Origin of the sequence: Companilactobacillus kimchii DSM 13961 = JCM 10707, from assembly GCF_001435445.1 — a bacterium.
Classification (GTDB): Bacteria; Bacillota; Bacilli; order Lactobacillales; family Lactobacillaceae; genus Companilactobacillus; species Companilactobacillus kimchii.
Window position 1 is genome coordinate 251,104 of record NZ_AZDH01000017.1, and the last position, 23,966, is coordinate 275,069.

General features: G+C 35.0%; 22 protein-coding genes. 5 read left to right on the forward strand and 17 right to left on the reverse strand.

Annotated elements, in window-relative coordinates; translation table 11 throughout:
• The first annotated feature begins 94 nt into the window (after positions 1–94).
• Positions 95–334: a hypothetical protein gene (locus tag FC97_RS13615; RefSeq protein ID WP_220096033.1), complete on the forward strand. Its 240-nt coding sequence runs from the start codon at positions 95–97 to the stop codon at positions 332–334.
• A 464-nt stretch (positions 335–798) separates the two neighbouring features.
• On the opposite strand, the gene FC97_RS08145 is transcribed toward FC97_RS13615, so the two are convergent.
• The 6 genes from FC97_RS08145 to FC97_RS08170 all read right to left on the reverse strand — a co-directional run bounded on the left by FC97_RS08145 (position 799) and on the right by FC97_RS08170 (position 6,903).
• Positions 799–1,701, reverse strand: a complete 903-nt coding sequence (locus FC97_RS08145; protein ID WP_054642250.1) for a metallophosphoesterase family protein — start codon at positions 1,699–1,701, stop codon at positions 799–801.
• Positions 1,702–1,974: 273 nt separating this feature from the next.
• A complete protein-coding gene (recQ, locus tag FC97_RS08150) occupies positions 1,975–3,771 on the reverse strand; it encodes a DNA helicase RecQ (protein ID WP_056968055.1) in 1,797 nt (598 codons plus the stop codon).
• Positions 3,772–3,836: 65 nt separating this feature from the next.
• Complete coding sequence (locus FC97_RS08155; protein ID WP_054642251.1) at positions 3,837–4,481, reverse strand: TetR/AcrR family transcriptional regulator; 645 nt, start codon at positions 4,479–4,481, stop codon at positions 3,837–3,839.
• A 4-nt stretch (positions 4,482–4,485) separates the two neighbouring features.
• Complete coding sequence (locus FC97_RS08160) at positions 4,486–5,586, reverse strand: ABC transporter permease (RefSeq protein ID WP_054642252.1); 1,101 nt, start codon at positions 5,584–5,586, stop codon at positions 4,486–4,488.
• On the reverse strand, positions 5,583–6,308 hold the full coding sequence (locus FC97_RS08165; protein ID WP_054642253.1) for an ABC transporter ATP-binding protein: 726 nt from the start codon (positions 6,306–6,308) through the stop codon (positions 5,583–5,585). Before FC97_RS08165 ends, FC97_RS08160 begins: the two co-directional genes overlap by 4 nt.
• Before the next feature lie 94 nt (positions 6,309–6,402).
• Positions 6,403–6,903 (reverse strand): methylated-DNA--[protein]-cysteine S-methyltransferase, encoded by a 501-nt coding sequence (locus tag FC97_RS08170; protein ID WP_054642254.1) that lies wholly within the window; start codon positions 6,901–6,903, stop codon positions 6,403–6,405.
• Between the two features lie 245 nt (positions 6,904–7,148).
• Here FC97_RS08170 and FC97_RS08175 point away from each other — a divergent pair, with 245 nt between their 5' ends.
• From FC97_RS08175 to FC97_RS08185, 3 genes are all read left to right on the forward strand, one after another.
• Positions 7,149–7,628, forward strand: coding sequence for a PTS sugar transporter subunit IIA (locus FC97_RS08175; protein WP_034543968.1), 480 nt, complete (start codon positions 7,149–7,151; stop codon positions 7,626–7,628).
• A 124-nt stretch (positions 7,629–7,752) separates the two neighbouring features.
• Entirely contained in the window at positions 7,753–8,580 is an 828-nt protein-coding gene (locus FC97_RS08180) for a site-specific integrase (protein ID WP_056968057.1), read from the forward strand.
• Positions 8,581–8,595: 15 nt separating this feature from the next.
• On the forward strand, positions 8,596–9,165 hold the full coding sequence (locus tag FC97_RS08185; protein ID WP_054642255.1) for an LOG family protein: 570 nt from the start codon (positions 8,596–8,598) through the stop codon (positions 9,163–9,165).
• Positions 9,166–9,428: 263 nt separating this feature from the next.
• Here the strand turns inward: FC97_RS08185 and rbsK are convergent, their stop codons facing one another.
• The 11 genes from rbsK to parE form a co-directional block, all read right to left on the reverse strand.
• A complete protein-coding gene (gene rbsK / locus FC97_RS08190) occupies positions 9,429–10,340 on the reverse strand; it encodes a ribokinase (RefSeq protein ID WP_056968059.1) in 912 nt (303 codons plus the stop codon).
• A gap of 65 nt (positions 10,341–10,405) precedes the next feature.
• Positions 10,406–11,365, reverse strand: a complete 960-nt coding sequence (locus FC97_RS08195; protein ID WP_054642256.1) for a D-ribose ABC transporter substrate-binding protein — start codon at positions 11,363–11,365, stop codon at positions 10,406–10,408.
• Positions 11,366–11,389: 24 nt separating this feature from the next.
• The gene (locus FC97_RS08200) at positions 11,390–12,376 is read right to left on the reverse strand and encodes an ABC transporter permease subunit (protein WP_056968061.1); all 987 of its coding nucleotides are present in this window, start codon (positions 12,374–12,376) and stop codon (positions 11,390–11,392) included.
• Positions 12,360–13,859, reverse strand: a complete 1,500-nt coding sequence (locus FC97_RS08205) for a sugar ABC transporter ATP-binding protein (protein ID WP_054642257.1) — start codon at positions 13,857–13,859, stop codon at positions 12,360–12,362. The genes FC97_RS08200 and FC97_RS08205 overlap by 17 nt, the downstream gene beginning before the upstream one ends.
• Positions 13,860–13,875: 16 nt before the next feature.
• Complete coding sequence (gene rbsD, locus FC97_RS08210; protein ID WP_054642258.1) at positions 13,876–14,268, reverse strand: D-ribose pyranase; 393 nt, start codon at positions 14,266–14,268, stop codon at positions 13,876–13,878.
• 15 nt (positions 14,269–14,283) lie between these two features.
• Positions 14,284–15,300, reverse strand: coding sequence for a LacI family DNA-binding transcriptional regulator (locus FC97_RS08215; RefSeq protein ID WP_054642259.1), 1,017 nt, complete (start codon positions 15,298–15,300; stop codon positions 14,284–14,286).
• Between the two features lie 146 nt (positions 15,301–15,446).
• Complete coding sequence (gene rbsU / locus FC97_RS08220; RefSeq protein WP_054642260.1) at positions 15,447–16,331, reverse strand: ribose/proton symporter RbsU; 885 nt, start codon at positions 16,329–16,331, stop codon at positions 15,447–15,449.
• A 332-nt stretch (positions 16,332–16,663) separates the two neighbouring features.
• Positions 16,664–17,599: a manganese-dependent inorganic pyrophosphatase gene (locus tag FC97_RS08225; protein WP_054642261.1), complete on the reverse strand. Its 936-nt coding sequence runs from the start codon at positions 17,597–17,599 to the stop codon at positions 16,664–16,666.
• Between the two features lie 24 nt (positions 17,600–17,623).
• Positions 17,624–18,583: a LysR family transcriptional regulator gene (locus FC97_RS08230; RefSeq protein WP_054642262.1), complete on the reverse strand. Its 960-nt coding sequence runs from the start codon at positions 18,581–18,583 to the stop codon at positions 17,624–17,626.
• Positions 18,584–18,671: 88 nt separating this feature from the next.
• A complete protein-coding gene (gene parC / locus FC97_RS08235; RefSeq protein WP_087882313.1) occupies positions 18,672–21,119 on the reverse strand; it encodes a DNA topoisomerase IV subunit A in 2,448 nt (815 codons plus the stop codon).
• Between the two features lie 10 nt (positions 21,120–21,129).
• Positions 21,130–23,133: a DNA topoisomerase IV subunit B gene (gene parE / locus FC97_RS08240; RefSeq protein ID WP_054642263.1), complete on the reverse strand. Its 2,004-nt coding sequence runs from the start codon at positions 23,131–23,133 to the stop codon at positions 21,130–21,132.
• Between the two features lie 209 nt (positions 23,134–23,342).
• Between parE and plsY the strand changes: the two genes are divergently transcribed.
• Positions 23,343–23,963, forward strand: coding sequence for a glycerol-3-phosphate 1-O-acyltransferase PlsY (plsY, locus tag FC97_RS08245; protein ID WP_054642264.1), 621 nt, complete (start codon positions 23,343–23,345; stop codon positions 23,961–23,963).
• Positions 23,964–23,966: the final 3 nt, after the last annotated feature.

Consider the following 23,966-nt stretch of genomic DNA (forward strand, 5'->3'; position numbering starts at 1 on the left):
ATTGAATGAGTTCATTTGTAATAGTAAGTATACTTACGATACACTTTACAAGCAGTTTCACATTTCTTTGAGCTCGTTTCAATATGACATTATTTTGTCAGAAACAAACTCTTTTCATGTATATTTGGATGCATTCTTAAGACTCATACGAATTTTGATGGAGGAAAAGGATATTATTGAAACTGCGGAAGTTTCATTGCTAAAAAGAGTCATTTTTAGCAATGGAATATGGTTTTTCCCATCAATAACAATTAAAGATACGGTCAATGTTTTGTTGGTTTATTGTGATCAAAATAATTTATGTAGTAGTAATAAAAACCCAAACATTGATTAATATGTGATCTGGAACATATATTTTGAATATTATCGGGGTATATGCTTAAACTAAAAACAATCCGCAAAGTAAAATCTACGGATTGTTTTTAGTTTAATTCGGATAATTAGGTGTCCTTTTTTATACGAAAGTTAAATCTTGTCAATACTAAGGATCGCATTTACGAAAGTTAGGTCTTGTCATCAAGGAGGTTTCCTCATTTCCAAGAAGAATACTATCATATCGGTATTAAACGTAATTTTTATCGAGTTGACAAGATTTAACTTTCTTTGTAGAAGAGTAGACAAAATATATCAGAATTCAATGATTAAAATGTATTTTAATATTTAAGGTTACATAATATGTATTATAAGAAGTTACATTATTTGGGGACATGTCAAGCTCAAGTGCAATATTTTAATATATAAAACACAAAAAGATCAAAGCTCTAATATCATCTTTGATCTCAACAACCATTATCAAGTTTAATTATTTTCTAAATGTTTTAAATATGTCAAAACGTCGGGTTTGTAATCATATTTAGTAATAATTTCATTTAAAGCATCATTATTATGAGTAAAAGCTTTGCCTTCAGTAAAAATACGTTCATATAACTCGTAGAATGGTAATTCATTGGCTTTAGCAAATGCCAACTCGTCATCAATTGAATAAGAGACTTTTCGGAAATCAATTCCACGATAACTTGTCTTATCAAAAGTTAAAATAGCGTACTGAGCGCGTCTGTCAGCACTGAATTTATCCCAAGCTGTATAAGGTTGTCCAATGGAGCCAGGATTAATAATTAATTGATCTTTGCTACTAGTTCGCATTAATTGATGATGTGTATGACCATAAATAGCAATATCAAAGGGTTTACCAAAAAGAAGCTTGTCAAAGTTCTTTTGCTCAGCATAAGGTAACAACTCATGACCAAAATTCTTTTTAGGGTAATTGTGAGCCAAAACAATATTAAAGCCACTGACAGTAGTCTGACAATAAATAGGCCATTGACGCATCTCTTTTAGGTATTTAGGGTCTAGGTGATCATAAATGTACTTGTACAATTCCACTATATAGGTAGTTTGGGGTTCATCAATATAGGCTTTGCTGATGGGTAAAATATCCTCAAAAAGAAAATCGTCCCAATTTCCCCTTAACTTAATAGGGGCATTTAATGAATCAAGTAATTTAAGAATTGAATTTGTTCCTGGGCCGGGCATTAATAGGTCACCCAAAAACCAATATTCATCGGCACCCTCTTTTTTTGCATCTTCAACTACCCTCTCAAATGCTGTGAAATTTCCGTGTATATCTGAGATAATGGCAATTTTTTTCGTCTTAGTTACCTTCTTTTTTTTGTTTTTTTGATTTATGTTTTCGTAAAACATTTAATTTAAAATGTGAATTCAAAAAATCCTAATGTTTGAGAGGCGTTCTCAGACATCAAGTTCACTATTTTTAGCCAACAACTCATCACAAAAAATCATTTTCAGACTCATATATGACTCATAATATGGCTTTTCTACCCTGTTAGAGGATTCATGTAACCACTTTAAGCTTTCCCACTTTTAATAAATCCTATTATACCAGTGGTTATAAGAGATGAATTATTTTTGGTGTTTTCGTAAAACATTTAGCTTAACCACTCTATTATTTAGTTGTTAGGCCTGCAATTCTTTTTGATACTGCCCTATTTCTGAAATGAATTTTTCACCGTACTGCTCTAATTTGACTTTTCCTACCCCACTAACAGCTAAGAACTCTTCATTATTAGTTGGCATACTTTGACACATATTCTTTAAAGTCTTATCAGAGAAGATCATAAACGGTGCTACACCCTGTTCACGAGCCAAATTCAAACGCAATTTACGTAATTGTTCAAAGAGAGCCTCATCAAAACTGCCATCAGCAACGATGGATTTCGATTCTGCAGCTACCTTCTCTTCTTTTCTTCTAGCGACCGAAATCTTTCCCTTCAAAACATCCAAACCTTTATCAGACAGTAATAGAATAGGATACTTTCCTCCACTACTCTTTAAAAAGCCGTTTGCTGTTAAAAAATCCAATAGACGGCTAGTTTGTTTCAAAGTATTGTCTTTAAAAATACCAAAAGTAGACAATTTTTCAAAGTGGCGCCAATCATTAGCTACATCGTCTTTTCCTACCAAAACTCTGGTGATCATCTTCTTACCATACTTCTGATCCATCCTTACAACACAGCTCAAAGCCTTCTGTGCATCCGAAGTGATATCCACTATCTCACGATTATCCAAACAATTCGAACACTTACCACACGGTTCCGTATTCTCTTCACCAAAATAATCCAAGATGAATTTCATCAAACAAGACTCAGTTTCAGCGTATTGACTCATTTTAAATAGCTTATTCTTTAGGCTCAATTTGTAATCATCGTCACCCAAAGACTTATCAATAAAGAAACGATGTAAATTCAGGTCTGCCGGTGCATACAATAGTACTGCTTCAGCTGGTAATCCATCACGTCCTGCACGACCAACTTCCTGATAGTAACTTTCAATCGTCCCGGGAATGGAATAATGCAAAACATAACGTACATTAGTCTTATTGATTCCCATTCCAAAGGCATTTGTTGCTACGATAACATCTGTACGATCATAGAGAAAGTCTTCTTGTTGCTGATGACGTTCCTCATCACTCAAACCAGCATGATAGCGTCCAATACGAATACCTTTACCTTGAAAATAATTATATAAATTGTCAACATCTTCTCGTCGACCAGCATAAATGATTCCTGATTCTTTTGCATGATTTTGAACGTAATTGGAGACAAATTTAAGCTTATCAACACCTCGTTCAATCTTTAAGGTCAAATTAGAGCGTTTAAAACCGGTTTTAACAACATTCTGCTCCGGTATATCTAAGATGCCTGCCAAGTCATCTTGAACTTGCTGTGTGGCTGTAGCCGTCAATGCTAGCCAAGCTGGATTACCTGGTAATTTCTTCAAAGATGGTATCATCTCTAAATAACTACTACGGAAATCATGCCCCCAAGAAGACAAGACGTGAGCTTCATCAATAGCAATCAATGATATATCCAATTGTGACAACCAACTATAAAATTCATCGTTAACAATCTTTTCAGGTGCTACAAATAGCAATTTGACGGCACCAGTCTCGATATAGCGCATACGTTCTTCACGATCATGCCACTCAACAGTGCTATTCAAAAAAGTAGCCGGAATACCGACTTCATTCAAACTATCAACTTGATCCTTCATCAAAGAAATCAAGGGTGAAACGACCAATGTCACTCCGGGTAAAACAGTGGCCGGTAACTGATAACAGATTGATTTACCACCACCGGTAGGCATTATCCCCATTGCCTTTTCACCGGATAAAACTTTTTCAATTAATTCTTTTTGGCCGATTCTAAATGTATCATATCCAAATTCTTCTTTTAAAATGGCTTCTAAATTCAAGGTAAACTACTCCTCAGACTGTTTAAAATCAATTAAAACAAGCATATCACACTTGGCAAATAGAACTATTTTTTAATTGCTAAAATAATTGTACGTTCAATTTTAATCAAATCTGAATCAATTTGTTCCTGATCATTGACTTGTAAAATCCGCTGACTCTGTAGGAAATATAAGAGAATTTGTCCAATAACAGTTCTCAAAAACTGCAATAGATCAAGATCATCCCTCAACTCACCGGTCTTAACCAATGGTTTCCAGACATTATCGATAAATATATCCTTCATCGTCTGAATTTCATTAAAGAGCATATTCTTAATTTCATCGTTGATCAGAAGCTGTGAAATCAAAATAATTGCCGCATCTTTATTCTGAACTAAGAATTGATAACGATTAAAAACAATAAAGTGGATTAAGCTTTCTAAATCATCCCCATTATTCTGTAGTTGTTGAGCAAATGACTTACCATATCCCGGCAATATATGTTCAACCAGTGGTTTTACTATAAACAGCAGTAATTCCTCTTTTGATTTGAAATACTTAAAGATCGTAGCTTGACTCATTTTAGACATCTCAGCAATTTGCGCCGTTGAAGTCCCATCATATCCTTGTTGAGAAAAAAGTGTTACAGCTGCCTGTAGGACACGTTTCTTACCATTAGGCATCTTCTCTACAGCTAACCAATCGTCTAAATCTTGAAATGCTTTCTCCATCTAATCAAACCTTTCTATATTTCTTTAAACCTAAGATATTTAACACTGTCAAAATAATTAAGAATCCTAATAACACTACTATAGGTATTACTATCTGTTCAAAACCATCCCCTGACATAACTATTCCAGTTAACGCATCACCTGCATATTTCAAAGGTAAAATATATGAAATCACTCTGACACCTTTAGCCATCGTATCTAATGGAATGATCCCTGAGAAAAATATTTGTGGAATGACTACTAATGGAATAAATTGCATCATCTGAAATTCCGATTTAGCAAACGTCGACATTAAAATACCGAATGCTAATGCGACTAATGCTAAAACGAAGTTAATTAAAATTACGTAAAAAATACTTCCGACAACTTCAACATTCAAAGCCCACACAGTAAATAAGACAATCACTAATGTTTGTAGAATAGCAATTACACCATAGCTGAGCATATATCCAAAAACAATTTCCGACCTTTTAACCGGCGTTGCCAACAATCGGCTCAAAGTACCAGATGTTCGTTCATTCAGTAAAGCCATCCCTGAAATCAAGAATACAAAGAAGAAGACGAAAAATCCCATTAAGATAGGTACTATTTTATCAAAGAAATTTGTCTTCGAGTTTCCATAGACATAACTATTATAGATTTTCGGCTTACTTGATGACATGACTTTATTCACTGGTATTCCTAGAGTTGATTGCAGTTTTTGTAATTGTTGTTTCATTCGTTTTGTCGAGTTGAGTAATAAAGCGTTGTTTAAAGCTAATTTTGTAGCATTAGTTTTACTGGCATCAACATTGCTATATTTGACATAAAAATTATTATCGTGGTAGTTGATTGCAGCATCAACTTTCTTATCCTCTAAGGCCCTTAGAGCTTGCTTATTTTGGTTGTATTTAATAATTGACACGTGACTATCTTTATTCAAACTTTCGTTCAAACTAGTGCTAACATTAACCGTTGCCACATTAACATCCGTCTGTGAATTAACAGAGAAAACTAATTTCATTAAAAAAAGAATCAAAACAGGTGCTAGAAACATCAGTGCCAACGTTCTTTTATCTCGCAATAATTCTTTAATAACCCTTTGAGCAATCATTAATGTTCTCATCTTTGTTGTGCCTCCGCTTTTAAAAAGACTTCTTCAACCGACTCTACCTGATAAATTTGTTTTAATTTGATAGGAGTATCATCGGCGATAATCTTCCCGCCCAACAAAAGAGCCACCTCATCGGTTAATTCAGCTTCATCCATAACATGTGTTGTTACCAGAATCGTCTTTCCTTCATTCCTTAATTTTTGCAACTCAGACCAAATTTGTTTACGTAAGGCCGGATCAACACCTACCGTTGGTTCATCTAAAATCAAAATTTGGTTAAACCCTAGTAAAGCAATGGCTAAAGACAAACGACGCTTCATTCCACCTGAATAACCACTAACACGTTTATCCAAGTCGGCCACTAAATCAACTACTCGGGCTACATGTTTTATCTGTTCTATAGCATCCCGTTTATTTAATCCTTTCATGTCAGCATAAAACTTAAGATTTTCACGTCCTGTTAACTGTTCATATAAGGCATCTGTCTGAGCCATATAACCTATTTGACCTAATAATTTCCGGTTAGGCATCTTTTGATTAAAAATCATTGTCGTTCCGGAATCTGGTACTTCCATTCCTAAAATGATTTTGATAATAGTTGATTTACCAGCACCTGAAGGACCAATTAGACCAATAATCTTACCCTCCGAGATTTGTAGATTGATATCTTTTAAAACTAATTGCTTATCAAAGCTTTTAGATACGTCATTTATGGAAATAGCTGTTATTACCATCTATAGTCACCCCTGGAGAAAAGTATAGTGAGTAAGTATTTACTCACTTAAATTCAAGGGCAAGTTTACCCCACGATTAGTGAAAAGTAAACCATTATTGATCAATTGCTCCTTCTAAAGTTAACAGTTCTCGCTTCATTGCTAGACCACCACGATAATTACCCAGCTGCTGATCTTTAGTTATAACCCGATGACATGGAACAACAATCAAAACTGGGTTCTTACCAATAGCAGATCCAACAGCACGAACAGCTTTAGGATTGCCAATCGCCTGTGCAATCTCTGTATAACTGTTTGTTTTTCCATATGGAATTTTCTTTAACTGTTCCCAGACTGATTCTTGAAATTTTGTTCCAGAAACATCCAATTTTAATGTGAATTCTTGTCTTTCTCCTTCAAGGTATTCTCCAATTTGGTTCGCATATTTATTCACCATTTGTTCAGCATCCACCAACTTGGCTCCAGAATAAAATTGTCTTATTTCTTCAAGACCTTGATCACGAGAACCAACAAACGACAACCCCTTCTCAGTGGCCCCAACTACGTATTTATGGTCTTTAAATGAATATATATGATAATAAATTCTAGTAAACATTTACTTTTCCTCTTTCGATTTATTAAAAAATCATTTTTATTTATTGTTTTTATATTAAGGATTGTGGTATATACCCGTTTTTTATTGAAATTATGTTTCAGTAGTTATACTATGTACTAGTGGTTAAGCGCTTTCAGATAAGCTTGGTTATACTTTTATCATAAATAGTTTAAGCGCATTAGCAAGTATAAACTTATATCTGCACCATCCTTACTTGCTAAAACATCAAGGAGGAAGATTTAATTATGGGGTTGTTCTCTAGAAAAAAAGTTGATGAATTCGTCGCACCTGCAAATGGTAAATTAATACACTTGGACAAAGTTAGTGATCCTGTCTTTTCACAAAAGCTTATGGGTGATGGTTTTGCCGTTGCTCCATCAGATAATACGATTGTAGCACCTATCGGTGGTGTGATTGGTACAGTGTTCCCTACTAAGCATGCTTTAATGATTACTTCTAAACATGGTCTAGAGATCATGTTACATTTAGGAATCGATACAGTTGAATTAAAAGGTAAACCTTTCGAAATGTTTATTAAAGAAGGTGACACCGTTAAAACTGGTCAAAAATTAGCAACAATGGATCTTGAACAAGTCAAGGCTGCTAAGAAGGATTCTTCAATCATGACAATCATCACCAATTCTGATGCTGTTAAGGAAATGGGTACTTTCGAAGAAAAAGATGTCCTAGCTGGTGATCAAGCTTTAGATGTAACAATTAATTAATACAATAGCATCCCTTAGTGACAGTGATCATAGATTACTGTCACTATTTATTTGGTCAAAATTAGACTAAATTTGGTTAGTCGTTTTAACTAACGGTATAATGTTGACAAAAGGAGGGTCTCATATGGTAAAAATCCCCTATTTAGCTGGTTTTGAAGCTCATTTAAAAACTAGGCATATTTCTGATAAAGCACACACAGAATATCTGAACTCACTAACTGACTTTTTCAATTACACGGTTCAACACAATACTGAATATAAAATATCCGAAAATATTCAAGATGTCCATGAGATGGACGTTCGTCTCTTTAAGGACTTTATGCTCGAAAACTTACAACTCAGTCCTAGTACAATCAACAAAGTTATCAGTAACCTCAACGTTTACTTCAAGTATCTCTTTAGTGTTAAAAAAACACCTGAAATACCAACTCTGAATATCAATAGTGTTACAGTCCCCAAGCAGACTGATTTTCCTACGGTTGTCTTCTTGAAACTACCCGAATATTTGAAATCAGATTTAAGTGTTTATACGAGACTACTAATTTTAATTATCTCTAAAGGGTTTAACTATAAAGAAGCTTTAGCACCTGGTTTCTATCGTAAATTCAATCAATTGGCTTTTAATTCTGACGAGCAAAAATTTCTTGACACTTATAAAACTTATATTGAACCCTTCAGATCATTTTGGGATGATCAAAATCTTTTTTTGAGTCGTAATAAGGCTGCCAATACTCCACTACTGACTGTTCCTGCTCTACACCGTGACCTTAAACGTGATAGTGAATCTACAGGCTTAGATTTGTCACCTAAGAAGCTTTATACAACTTTTATCCTGTTGGCCCTGAGTACTAAAGAACTCTCTGACGATCAACTACGTGCCCTGGATGCTCTAGATACTGCTTCGGTTCTTTACTACCGTCGACTCAAGCGAGAAACTAATTTTGATATTTAATTACGAGGCTAAGAAATGAAAAATATTGCTGTTTATTGTGGTTCCTCTACTGGTAACCAAGACATTTATACTACTAGCGCCCAAGACCTTGGTCACTGGTTAGTTCAAAATAATTACGGTCTAACTTATGGTGGCGGTAATAACGGTCTAATGAATGTTGTTGCTAACAGTGTTTTGTCTGATAACGGCTTTGTCCATGGTATTATCACTCAACAACTTTTCGATCGTCATCTGGCACACACAAATTTGGCAAAGTTAGATATCGTTCCTACAATGTCAGAACGTAAAGAGGCAATGTTACAAGATTCCATCGCTAATATTGCTTTACCTGGCGGTCCTGGAACACTTGAGGAAATCTCCGAAGCATTTTCGTGGACCATTATCGGTGTCAGCACACATCCCTGTATTTTTTACAATGTAAACCACTATTATGACAAATTGGAAAGTTTCTTCGATGAAATGGTTGATCAAGGATTCATGGTAACTGAAACTCGAAGAACCCTGTTATTCAGCGATTCTCTAACCGAAATTTACAATTTTATTCAAAGCTACACTCCACCAAAATTACGTAAATATCAGAAGTGATTTCAAGACCTTTTATTTAACATTTTTTTCAAAAGGAAGTATATTATAGCCGTCAGATAGATATAGACAAAAATATCTGGCGAAAATATTCTCCTTAGATATATACATTACAAATGTGATTTTCTCATTAATACTACTTATAATAAATATCCTCCCAATTTGTATAGTATTGAGATACAAATCAATAAATTTATAAACTCTCTGATATAAAAATCAATAAATAAACAAAACACGCCGAATTAATTTTCGACGTGTTTTTTGATTTATTTGAGAACCGATTCGCGTTTAGGAATTGATGGAAAAGCTCCTAACTTTTGAACCGTTAATGATGAGGCTTTACTTGCATAGACAATTGCATCATGAATATTAGATAGATCAGGATTCAATTCAGACGACAACGCACCGATGAAGGTATCACCTGCAGCTGTAGTATCGACAGCATCAACTTTGAAGGCCGGAATTTGTTCTGATTTACCGTTGAGAGAAACAAATGAACCTTTTGATCCCAAAGTAATAATTACACCGCTAATTCCTAAATTATGATAGAAATCGGCTGATTTTTTCAAAGAATCTTCATCAGTAATCTTAATACCTGAGATTAATTCACTTTCTGTCTCATTAGGAGTAATGATATCTGTCAATTTTAAGAGCTCCTCAGGGATTTTCTTTACAGCAGGAGCAGGATTCAAAATAGTTACCTTCCGAGCCGTACGGGCGACTCTAAAGGCAGCAATAGCAGCTGGAATTGGTGTCTCGAACTCTGTTACGATAAAATCATTCTGTTTGATGATATCTTGAGCTTGATCAACATCTTCTGCAGTTACTAAGGAATTGGCACCTGCTTGATAAATAATGGAGTTCTGCCCTGATTTTTGTAAAAGAATATATGATTGACCTGTATCTCCCTTAGGAACCACAGTGATATGTTGGGTATCTATGTGATCTTCTTTTAGAAGTTTCAACATTAATTTCCCATTGCTATCATCCCCAACACGACCAATGAAACTAGTCTCTGCTTCTGATCTGGCCGCCGCAACAGCCTGATTAGCACCCTTACCGCCGCCAGCTTTTGAGAAAGAATTCATTTTGATAGTTTCACCAGGTTTAGGTAAATTATCAATATGCATGATACTATCAACGTTAATACTTCCGATTACAACTACTTTATTTGTCATTTTGCTCTCCTCCAAAAAAGGGAACATGAAGTAAATTCATATTCCCCTTTAATTCATGTTAATTATTATTTATTTAAACTATCAGTTGTAACTAACTTCAATGGTGATTCAATATTCTTTTTAACCTTTTTACCATTGAAATGATCATATGCAGCTTGTAATGCTAAACGTCCCATTTCTTCTGGTTGTTGTGCCACTGTTGCGGCCATTTTACCTGACTTAACAGCTTTAATACCATCTTCCTCACCATCGAATCCAACGATAGCAATATCTTTGTTAGCTGACTTAACAGCTTGAACAGCACCTAAAGCCATTTCATCATTTTGCGAGAAGATTCCGACAATATCTGAATTTCCTTGAAGAATGTTTTCTGTTGTACTCAAACCTTTAGCACGATCAAATCCAGCTGTTTGCTTAGCAACAACATCTAGTTTACCTTTAGCATACTTATCAAAACCTTTACCACGCTCACGAGTTGCTGAAGCTCCTGGAATTCCTTGTAGTTCAGCGACTTTAGCGTTGTCACCTAACTTCTTGATCAAGAATTCAGCGGCCATCTTACCACCTTTAGTAGAGTTAGAAGCAACCAAAGTCAAAACCTTTCCACCTTCACTAGAACGATCAACAGTAATGACTGGAATACCTGCGTCATTCGCATCTTTAACGGCTGGTGTAATGGCTGATGAATCTACTGGATTAACAATCAAAACATCGACTTTTTTAGTAATTAAATCTTCAATATCATTATTCTGCTTAGCTGTATCATTTTGTGCATCGGAGACTTGAACGTTAGTTCCATTTTTCTTAGCTAAATCGTTGATACCTTTTTTAACAGATACGAAGAATGGATTAGACAAAGTTGATAATGAAGCTCCAACCTTAATATCCTTAGGTTTCTTAGTTTCCACCTTAGAATCACTTGATCCACCTGAATCAAGGCCTGACTTGCCACATCCCGCTAAAGTAAACATAGCTAATGCAGAGATACTAACTGCCAAAAGTACACGCTTTAAAGATTTCTTCATAATAGAAAATCCCCCTTAATATGATTAATCATTTGATGAACGTCTATCTAGTAGTACAGCAATCAAAATTACAATACCCTTAACAATTTGTTGATAGAAACTAGAAATTCCCAACAAATTCATTCCGTTATTCAATGTACCAATAATTAGGGCACCAATTAAGGTTCCAAAGATTCTACCCTTACCACCGGCTAATGACGTACCACCCAAAACAACGGCAGCAATAGCATCCATTTCATAAGATGTACCAGCATCTGGTTGAGCAGAACTCAAACGAGAAGTTAAAATAATTCCAGCTAATGATGCCATTAATCCAGAAATAGTATAGATCCACATTGTAACGATTTTTGTCTTAACGCCGGCGATGTAAGCGGCCTGTTCATTGCCACCCAAAGCATATGTTTTACGTCCAAATGTCGTCTTATGTAACAAGACGTATAAAATTAAATAAACAATTGCCATAATAAATATTGGAACTGGAATACCTAATAAGTAGCCACGACCCATGAATTGAAAAAGAAAACTATTATTCATTTTGGCTCCAGTAATAGGATTACCATTTGTAAATACATATGTAGCACCACGGAAAATAGTCATAGTAGCCAGTGTGGCGATAAATGGCGCTGCCTTACCATAGGCAATCAAAACCCCATTTAGAAAACCTAGGAGTCCTCCCATTAAGAATCCAACTAACAAAGCAATAATTGCTGAAGTTCCGCTGGCCAACATTGAAGCCGTTACTGCACCAGTTAAAGCAAGGATTGAACCAACTGACAAATCAATACCACCAGTTAAAATAACAAAGGTCATCCCAAAGGCAATTACGGCATTAATTGATACTTGTCTTAATAGATTTAACAAATTACTAGGTTGAATAAATCCTGGACTCAGAGCAGTAACCAAGATAATCAAAATAATTAAGGCTACTAAAGGTCCTAACTTACTAATAAACTTTTTGAAATTGAAACCACTTTTTTCGCTTTTCTCAGCAACTTTAGTTTGTTCTTCCATCGTTTGATCCCCCTGTCGCTAAAGTCATAACTGACTCTTGTGTTGCTGTCTTTGTATCTACGATTCCTGTAATCTTGCCTTCATAAACGACTGCGATTTTATCACTCATACCTAAGACCTCTGGTAAATCACTTGAAATCATAATAATAGCAACATGCCGATCAGTTAATTCATTCATCAAATCATAAATTTCACGTTTAGCACCAACATCAACACCACGAGTAGGTTCATCTAGAATCAGTACTCTAGATCCTGACCCAACCCATTTAGCTAAAACTACCTTTTGTTGATTACCACCGCTTAAACTACCTGCACTAACATCAGCGCTCTGAGCTTTGACAGTTAAACGTTTCATTAACATATTTGTGAAATCGTTTACAGATTTGTCATCGATAATCCCATGTTTAACAAATCCACCAATTGATGGTAACGCAATATTATCTCGCAATGAGTCATTTAAAATTAGCCCTTCATCTTTACGATTCTCTGTTAAGAAACCTATTTGATTTTTGATAGCCTCCTGGGGTGAATGAATATGTACTTCTTTACCATCGATCAAGATTTTACCTTCATTATGCGGATCGATTCCAAAGATAGAACGCATTATTTCTGTTCTTCCAGCACCCATTAATCCAGAAAATGCTAGAATTTCACCTTCGTGAACTTGAAAATTAACATCATTGAAAACACCTTTTTCCGACAAATGCTGAACTTCAAGTGAAACCTTCCCAAAATGAGGATTACGGTCTGGATAAAAGTCTCCAATTTCACGTCCAACCATATCTTTAACCAATTGCTTCATGTTTACATCTTCAGTTGAATACTCATTGATAGAAATACCATCACGCATTACTGTTACCTTATCCGCAATTTCAAAAATCTCTTCCATACGATGAGAAATATAGATGAAACCAACACCTTGCTTTTTCAAATCACGTACTACTTCAAATAGTTGTGCAATTTCATTTTCAGTTAAAGCTGCTGTTGGCTCATCCATGATAATGATCTTAGCATCAGTCATCAAGGATTTAGCAATTTCAATCATCTGTTGGCGTCCAACACTTAACGTTCCAATTGGTTTATCGACATCAATCTTAGTGCCCAATTTATCTAAGTAAAATCGAGCTTGTTCACGCATTTTACTTTCATTCATAATGCCAAATTTGTTTTTTATTTCTTTGTTAAGAAACATATTATCAACAACTGACATTTCCAAGAAATTATTCATTTCCTGATGAATAAAAGAAATTCCATGTTGTTCCGCATCAAGTGGGCCATTAAATTGTGTTTGCTTACCATCGACATAAATTTCTCCACCATCATCACTATAAAGGCCGGTAAGAATATTCATCAGTGTCGATTTACCAGCACCATTTTCACCCATCAAAGCATGAACTTCTCCAGATTGAACAGTGAAATTAACACCTTCCAAAACTTTATTAGTACCAAAGGCTTTAGAAATATTTTTCATTTCAATCTTCATAAAAAATCACCTCCGGTTAAAATGTGACTCCACTCTCTAAAATGATATTTGAAAACGGACTAGCCTCGCCAGTACGGATAAAAGCCTTATTAGTACTTAATCTTTTTTTCATTTCATCGTGTGGAATAAATTCGATCGGTACATCAATCAGTTTTTTAATACTAGATAATTGTTCAGGATTTTGTGTCTTAATTTCTTCTGCTAGATATACTTTTTGAATTTGCAATTCTGACAGTACATTCTGTAAAACATCGATAAAACTTGGTAAACCTTTTTGAACAGCTAAATCAATTTTTTTAGTTCCAGCAGGTACCGGCATACCGGCATCTCCAATTGACAAAGTATCGAAATGCCCCATGTCAGCTATTACTGCAGAAATTTGAGTATTTAAAACTAAACCTTTTTTCATCAGTTTGTCCCCTTCTTAAATTAGTTCTTGCGTAGAATCCCCAATTTTTAATTTAGTATTCAGAATAATTGTCTTTTTAGCACTACTGGGATTCTTGATTCTATTAATTAATAACCTTACTACTTGTTCACCAATTTCATTTATTGGCTGAGCCATAGTCGTTAAACTTGGTGTTAGATACTTATTCAAACTAATATCATCAAAACCAACGACCGAATAGTCTTCAGGTATTCTTTTATTCAATAGGTTCAATCCTTTGTAAACACCCATTGCTACATCATCATTAATGGCTATAATGGCTGTTGCATTGGTCTGAACAATTTTATGTGCTGCTTCAACACCACCCTCTGGTCCAAAAGTTGCTTTAAAAATTAGCTCCTTTTCTATCTTTAAACTATATTTTTCAAAAGCCTTCTCGTAACCAGTAAAACGTTTTACTAAGTTCATTGTCAACATTTCAGGTATCACAAACGCAACATGCTTATGCCCTAAAGATAATATATATTCCGCAATTTTTTCTCCTGATTCTTCCTCATCAATCAAAACCCGATCATCGTTAATATTTAAATCAGCTTGGTCAGTAAGTACCATGGGAACATTATTATGCGTTGATAATTTATCGACAATTTCTTTAGATGCTCCTGGAGCCGCCAAGATTAATCCCTTTTGCGTTCCTGAAGCAAATTGCTCAATAAAATAATCAATATTCTCTTTGAAACCATTAACACTGAAGATTTGAGGAAAGTAGCCTTTGGGGATAGCGGCCTGTTCAACACTTAATCCTAAACTAGCAAAGAAAGGATTCATAATATCCGGAATCACAACTCCAATTGAATTAGTTCTCTGTCCAACCAATCCTCTTGCATAATAATCCGGATAATAATCTAATTCAGTTTGGGCTTTATGAACCTTTTCTTTCGTTTCTTCACTGAATCGTTCCCCTTTGCCATTTAGGATTAAAGAAACCGTCGTAACTGAAATACCTGCCTTACTTGCAACATCTCTAATTGTTGTCTTATGATTTCCTTTCAAAGTAAATCACCCCTCAAATCAGTAAACCGTTTTACTAAGCTTACGAGCACATCATATCCCGTTATGTAAGCGCTGTCAACAATAATTTTGTATAAGTCACGGAGAAAAATAGTCTCAATCCTTTCGAATCAAGACTTAAATAAATTTTATATAAAAGCTGTAATAATTCCGGCCACAACTACCAAAATCAAACCAGAAATAACCATAATCATTTCTTTATGAGTTTTTCCTTCATGCAAAATGTAGATACCACCAAGGGTTCCGATAATAACATTCATTTGAGAAAGAGTAAATCCAGTGGCTAATCCGTTCACGTCTTTACGTGACGAGATCAAATATGTCAAAGCAGCAAAAGCAAAGAAAATACCACTGATTATATTCAAATAAGTGCTTTTAGATCTATATGGTTTAGCTTGACGATTACTCTTTGTAATAAAGGCAAAGATAGTTGATGCGACTGCCATACCTAAAGCTTGTGGCAAGAATGCTTGAAAACTATCGACAGACACGGCCTGTGGAAATGCTGAATAACCAACATAACCAATTGTAGCAATTAAAACTAAAGAAATACCTTTAACAACACTTGATTCACTCTCTGAAACTTTTTTCTCACTATATGTTGTTAAGTAAACTCCGATAATAATTAATACAATTGAGAAGAAACCAATCAGTTTAGCCGTTACTGAGGGCCATTCACCTAAAACTACTACACCCCATAATGAAGTACCGATCAATTGAAAACCAGTCGAAACTGGCATTGTCTTAGAAACACCCATTTCACCAAAAGCATAGAATACTAAACTTTGTGCAATAGACCAACAAGCACCAGACAAAAATGTAAATAAGAAATTCTTACCTGTTAACAAAGGCGTCTGCATAGCAACTGCAACAACAATTGCTGACAGCAAAGTACCATATGTAGCACCAATAATTTGATTGACTGGTTTCCCTCCGAACTTTCCAGTCATAATTGGGAAAACACCCCAACCAATCATTGGCAAAAGACCAATTAAAATATTCATAACATTCATAAAAAAAAGACTCCCTCTAATTCTAAAATAAAAAAGTAAATTTTCAACAATGTTGCCATTATATCAGACTTAAGAATACGTTTTCAAGAAAAATGTTCGTTTTCATTAATTTTATTATCAATATTTTAATTTTGATAAATCAAATAAGTACTGATAGCCATAGTATTCCTCCAAATCACTTAATTATTCTTTACAAAAATTATTATGAAAGCGTATGTTAAAATTTCTGATAATTTGTTCTCTTATAACATAACGATTTTTAAAAATCCTAGCCACAAAAAAAATAAGAAACCCAAAAGGATTTCTTATCTTTTTAAAATTATAATATTGAATTAAAATTTAGCATCCAATGGAGGAACAACTTGCTTCTTACGTGATACAACACCAGGCAAACTAGCCTTGTTGTCTGAAACTTTAGTATTAAGTGCCTCTTCAAATGTCTTAACAGCACTATCGTCACCGATAATAATACCAGTTGTGTCACTTGTTAGAATATTTGTAATTAGTAATACGAACAGGTTGTAGCCTTTGTCAGCACTTTCAGCTTTAATGTCTTTAACAAAGTCAGCTTCACGCTTGAGAGTATCATCGATATCAACAGTATTAACTTGAGCAATACGTACACTATTACCCTTCATATCAAAGCTCTTAGCATCCATATCAATTAATTCTTGTGTTGATTTGCTGTCAAGATTTGTACCAGCTTTCAACATTTCAAGACCATATGCTTCGTAGTCGATACCAGCTGTCTTAGCTAGGCTCTTCAAAGCAGCTCTATCTTCATCAGTTGTTGTAGGTGATTTCAATAGTAGAGTATCAGAAATGATTGATGAAGCCATCAATGCAGCAATTTTAGCAGGAACTTCGACATCATTTTCATTGTACATCTTCCAGATGATTGTACTTACACAGCCAAGTGGTTCTGCACGGTAATATAGAGGCAATTTTGTTTCGAAGTTAGCAATTCTATGATGGTCCACAACATGTGTAATTTGAACATCATCGATGTCAGGTACACTTTGTTGTTTTTCATTATGATCAACTAACATAACTTTTTTAACTTCACCATCGATAGCTGAAATGATACGTGGGTACTTAGCATCGAAATGATTATAAACAAATTTTGTTTCCAAGTTAGGTTCACCCAAAGCAACGGCTTCAGTATTGTATCCTAATTGATTTTGTAAATATGAATAAGCAACAGCTGCTGAAACTGCATCTGTATCAGGATTTCTGTGTCCAAAAACTAATTCTTTTTCTTTTGGCATGAATTGTGCGCCCCTTTTTAATATTTATCTTGAAGACTTAAGACGATCAACATAGCTCATCTTATCTAAGAAATTATCCCATTCATTGAGGAAATCTTCAATTCTTGGAATCTTCTCTTTATCCTCTCGATATACAAATGATAAATCACTTGTTATGGCTGGTTCAAGTGGTGTTTGATAAAGTTTAAACATTGACTGATGTGCAATACAAAAACTCAATGGTAAAACCGTATAAACATCTGATGACTCCTGTGCAAATTTCAATAATTGATAAGGTGCTGAGAATCGAGCAATCACTTTAGGAAAATCAACTAAAGCATCCCGATATCTCTCACTAATCAATTCATAAAAATAGTAACTCTTCAAATAAGTAGCCCAAGGTTTGGCTGTGGCATCCTTATAACTGACACTTTTCTTTTTATTAATCTTTTCATCATTGTGAACCAACATAATATTATCGCTCATAATCTTCTTAGAACGATAAATTTTCCAGCTCTTAATACTTTTATCTGGTAAATACATAATGGCTAGATCAATTTTATTATTTTGAATATTATCCCAAAGTTCTTTACGAGTTAATAAATTCAAATCAATAACAACATTAGGATTAACTCGATTGTACTCGACGATAAAATCTTCAATTACAACTGACTCAGCGGTCGACAAAAGTCCAATACTAATTGTTCCAGATCTCTCCGAAGACTCTTGCTGAATTTGATCAGTTACATCATTGATCAAGTCAAACATCTGATGCGTTGACTTTAAAAGTAAAGTACCTGCATCGGTTAGATAAATCTTCTTACCGATACTATAAAACAATGGTGCACCAACAACTCTTTCAATCTTTTTAATCTGTTGTGTCAATGCAGGCTGTGTGATTCCCAACAATTGAGCGGTTTTTGTATAACTCATATTCTTAGTTAATTCATCAAAATAATTCAATGCTTTAGAACTAAAAACACGTCTCGATTTCTCATCTAGCAATAAGAAGATCCTCCTAGTTTGTGGAAGTAAAAAATAATGTAATCAATAAGATAATAATACTATATAAATTGAAAATCTGTTATTCATATTACTCATTTTCTAACATTTTTTTCACAAATCTGAGTGGGGTACCATCCGTCTCTGGATCCATTATAAAGGAACCATTGGAATAACGGTCAGCATTTTGATGCATTGATGGATCGATTTCAATTTCCTTATTTGAATCCGTTACAATCGATAATTGTATATCGTTACTGATGTTTGTTACTAAACAAATACGATGTGGTTGACGTTTCAACTCTCTGAGAGTTAGAACACCACGACGAGCACGACTAGTTACGGGTATTTCAGACAGTTTCATTTGCTTGTAAGATCCACGTTGCGTCAAGACTGCAATCTTATCATTGTCGTTAGTAGCTAAGAAATAACCAGCCAACTGATCATCGTCCTTCAAACTGACAAATTTAACACCCATAGCTTTTCCGCTAACAACTGGTACTTCCTCAATTGGAAAGGCTGAAGCATATGAATGTTCTGTAAAGACGTAAACCAATTTCTTAGAATCATTTGGTACATAATAGACATCCATTACTCGTGAAGTATCAGCCTTCAACTTACAATACTTAGAAGCTCTAGATTTGTAAGTTCTTCCTGGCAATAAGTCACTAAATGCTACTTGCTTGATATAGTTTTCATTGGTTCCTATCAAGAAGTTACCAGTTTCTTCTTCCAGTTTCTTGAAAACAAAAGCCTTAAGAATTGATTCATCCGTATCCAATCCAATTTCTTGGGAAAGATGTGATCCGGTATCCTTCCAACGACTATCCTCAATTTCAAAGATTTGACGATAAATCAAATTACCCTTGTCAGTGAAAATAAAGACGTGATCCAATGTATTAACGTTTTCATCAATAATTGGATAATCTTCATTCTTCAGACCATTATCACCAGCATCAGAAGCTTGATAAGAACGTAAACTGCTTCGTTTAACATAACCATCATGACTAACCAATAAACGAACATCTTCACTGGCAACCATAACTTTTGTATCGACTTCTATCTCGGCAACTTTAGCTTCAATTTTAGTACGACGCTTATCGGCATAAGTATCTCGTACCTGTGTCAATTCTTTTTTGATTAATGTCATCAAAGTAGTGTGATTATCAATAATTCCATTCAAATGGTCAATTTGCTTGTGAAGTTCTGCATCTTCTTTTTCCAACTCTGTTACATCGGTATTAGTTAAACGATATAGCTGCAAGGAAACGATAGCTTCAGCTTGTTCATCACTAAACTTATAACTCTCAATTAAGTTATTCTTAGCATCAGATTTATTCTTGCTTGAACGAATGGTTTTAATAACCTTGTCCAAAATTGATAAAGCCTTGATCAGACCTTCAACAATATGAAGACGTTTCTTAGCCTTGTTTAAGTCAAATCTACTACGACGTAAGACGACGTCTTCTTGATGTTTAATATATTCCTTCAGGATTTGAATCAAACCGACCTGTTGAGGACGCATGTCAGCAATGGCAACCATATTAAAATTGTATGAAACTTGCAAATCAGTATTCTTAAACAAATAATTCAAGATACCATTGGCGTCAACATCACGCTTTAATTCAACAACAATTGACAATCCTTGACGGTCACTCTCATCACGTACTTCTGCAATTCCTTCAACCTTTTTAAGAACACGGATTTCGTCCATTTTCTTAACCAGTTGAGCCTTATTAACTTCGTATGGAATTTCAGTAATAACAATTTGAGACTTATGTCCACGAATCTCTTGAATTGAAGTCTTGGAACGAATGTAGACACGTCCACGGCCATTGGTATAAGCATCTTTAATTCCTTGTTTACCTTGTAAAATACCACCAGTTGGAAAATCTGGACCCTTAACGATCTTCATCAGCTCATCCAAAGTAATGTCAGGATTATCGATCATTTTGATTGTGGCATCAATAACCTCACCTAAATTATGAGGTGGAATTTCTGTGGCATAACCAGCTGAAATTCCGGTGGCACCGTTAACTAATAAATTAGGGAAACGAGCTGGTAAAACCTTAGGTTCTTTTTCGGTATCATCAAAGTTCCATTCTTCATCAACAGTATCTTTGTTAATATCACGCAACATTTCAGTTGAAATCTTGCTTAAACGTGCTTCAGTATAACGCATAGCAGCTGGTGGATCACCATCCATTGAACCATTGTTACCATGCATTTCAATTAAGGGATTACGCAATTTCCAATCTTGAGACAAACGAACCATCGCCTCATAAATTGAAGAATCACCATGGGGATGAAAATTACCCATGACGTTACCAACACCCTTGGCTGACTTACGAAAACCTTTATCATAAGTATTACCATCCAAGAACATTGAATAAAGAATTCTTCGCTGAACGGGTTTCAAGCCGTCACGAATATCTGGTAATGCTCTTTCTTGAATAATTGATTTTGAATATCTCGCAAATCGATCTCCCATGATTTTTTCGAGCGAGATATCTTGAATTTTAGGAGAATTTTCAGTCACTATATATCACCTATTCCTTATTCAATAAATCGTCAACGAGTTTACTATCAATTGGATCAGTATCTTCATCAACTTTTTCCAAGATATTGTCGCCTTCTTCAGTTCCATTGAAACGAACATTATCTTCGATCCAGTCACGTCTAGGCTTAACTTTATCACCCATCAAAGTTGTTACACGACGCTCCGCCAAAGCAGCATCATCGATATTAACTCTGATTAGAATACGATTTGTTGGATCCATTGTTGTTTTCCAAAGTTGATCGGCATTCATTTCACCTAAGCCTTTGAAACGCTGCAATTCATAACCTTTACCCATCTTTTCGATGTCCTTTTGAAGTTCATCTGGAGTCCAGGCATATTCAATCTTAGTCTTAGCACCTTTACCCTTTTGAAGCTTGTAAAGTGGTGACAAAGCAATATAAACATGTCCAGATTCAACTAAGGGGCGCATATAACGGTAGAAGAAAGTCAATAACAAGATCTGAATATGGGAGCCATCATCATCGGCATCAGTCATGATAATAACTTTGTCATAATTACGATCTTCCAATTTAAAATCAGCACCAACACCGGCACCGATTGTATAAATCATAGTATTGATTTCTTCGTTTTTATAAATATCTTCCAATTTGGCTTTTTGAGTATTTAAAACTTTACCACGCAAAGGCAAGATGGCTTGGAACTTACGGTCTCGTCCTTGTTTTGCGGAACCACCGGCTGAATCACCCTCGACAAGGAATAATTCATTCTTATCAGGATTCTTAGATTGAGCAGGAGTTAGTTTACCAGAAAGCAGACCATCGGTCTTCTTATTCTTTTTACCACTACGAGTACTCTCACGAGCCTTACGTGCAGCATCACGAGCTTCCCGGGCCTTCAAAGCCTTTTTGACTAACATTTGAGCCTGTTCACCATTTTCCAATAGATAAAAGCTCATTTGTTCATAAACTAATTGGTCAACAGCCGATCTAGCTTGAGGAGTTCCCAACTTACCCTTTGTCTGACCTTCGAATTGTAGAATTTCTTCAGGAATTCGAACAGAAATGATAGCTGATAGACCTTCACGAACATCGCTACCTTCTAAGTTCTTGCTGTTTTCTTTTAATAATCCTACCTTACGAGCATAGTCATTAAAGGCTTTAGTCAAACCAGACTTCATTCCGGCTTCATGTGTCCCACCATCGGCAGTACGTACGTTATTAACAAACGAGATGATGTTCTCCGAATAACCGTCATTGTATTGACCAGAAAATTCGATTTCAATATCAGAGTTAGTACCCTCAACATAGAAAATTCCGCCTAAAGCATCTTTTCCTTCGTTCAAGTACTTTACAAATGATTGGATTCCATCTTCGTAATGAAAAATATCTTGTTTTTCTTCTTCACCACGTTTATCAGTGATAGTAAATTTAACACCCTTTAGTAGAAAAGCTGATTCTCTTAATCTTTCAGCTAACGTATCGTAGTTAAATTTAGTAGTTTGAAAAATAGTAGCATCCGGTTTAAAACTAATGGTTGTTCCACTATCTTCTTTGGTAGTACCAGTCTTCTTCAAAGTTCCAACTGGATGACCGCCATTTTCAAAGCGTTCTTCATAAACTTTATGATCACGAACAACTCGAACAGTCATCCATTCTGATAAAGCATTAACAACTGAAGAACCAACACCGTGCAGTCCACCAGACGTCTTGTAACTATTTTCTGAGAACTTACCACCGGCATGTAGAACCGTCAAAATTACTTCAATGGTTGGCTTACCACTAGCGTGCATCCCTGTTGGCATTCCACGTCCATGATCAACAACAGTAATACTACTGTCTTCATTGATAGTAACGTTGATTTCTTTACCAAATCCTGATAGAGCTTCATCGACTGCATTATCGACAATTTCATATACCAAGTGATGTAATCCACGTGAATCAGTGGAACCAATGTACATACCTGGTCTTTTTCGTACAGCTTCTAATCCTTCAAGGATTTGAATTGACGAATCATCATAAGATGATTTTGGCATTTATATCATTCCTTTTCATTTACTACGTAGTGCAATATTTCAATATTATAACACTATTACCTTAACACGAATATATGTTCGTACATAAGAAATCTTTTAATTTCTAACAAAATAGTGGATAATGTCTAGGTTGGTATTTATAATTCTCTAATAAAAGCACCATAGAAATACAATATACCAAAAAATAAAGCTAAGAGAGTGATTTTTTGATGAAACTTCTCATTTGTGCAATATTAGCCTATCTAATTGGCTCATTTCCAACCGCCTATATCGTTGGAAAAGTTTTCTTTCATAAAAATATTTTTGATTACGGTAGTGGAAACGTAGGAACTACCAATGCTTACCGTGTTTTTGGCAAATTTGCTGGAACAGTCGTCCTAGTTATCGATATTTTAAAGGGAACTTTAGGTGCATTGATGCCAGTCTTCTTTAATCTCGATCGTCACTGGATTTTATTTATCGGTATTTTCGCCGTTATTGGGCATTGTTTCTCTATTTTCCTTAAATTCCGTGGTGGAAAGGCTGTCGCAACCAGTGCAGGAATTCTACTGGCTTACAATCCTTTACTATTTGTCATTTGTTTTGCTTTCCTTGCCACAATAGTTTATACAACAAGCATGGTTAGTGTAGCCAGTTTAACTACAATTCTATTCTTTACGATTGCTACTCTATTCCTTCACGATTGGATTTTAACTACCGTTGCCGCTATTATTACTGTTATTATTTATGTACGTCATATTCCAAATATCAAGCGACTACTCAAAGGAAAAGAAAATTTAGTTCCAATTGGTTTGAGATATAAGAAACAACAAAGGAAACAACAAAAATAATTA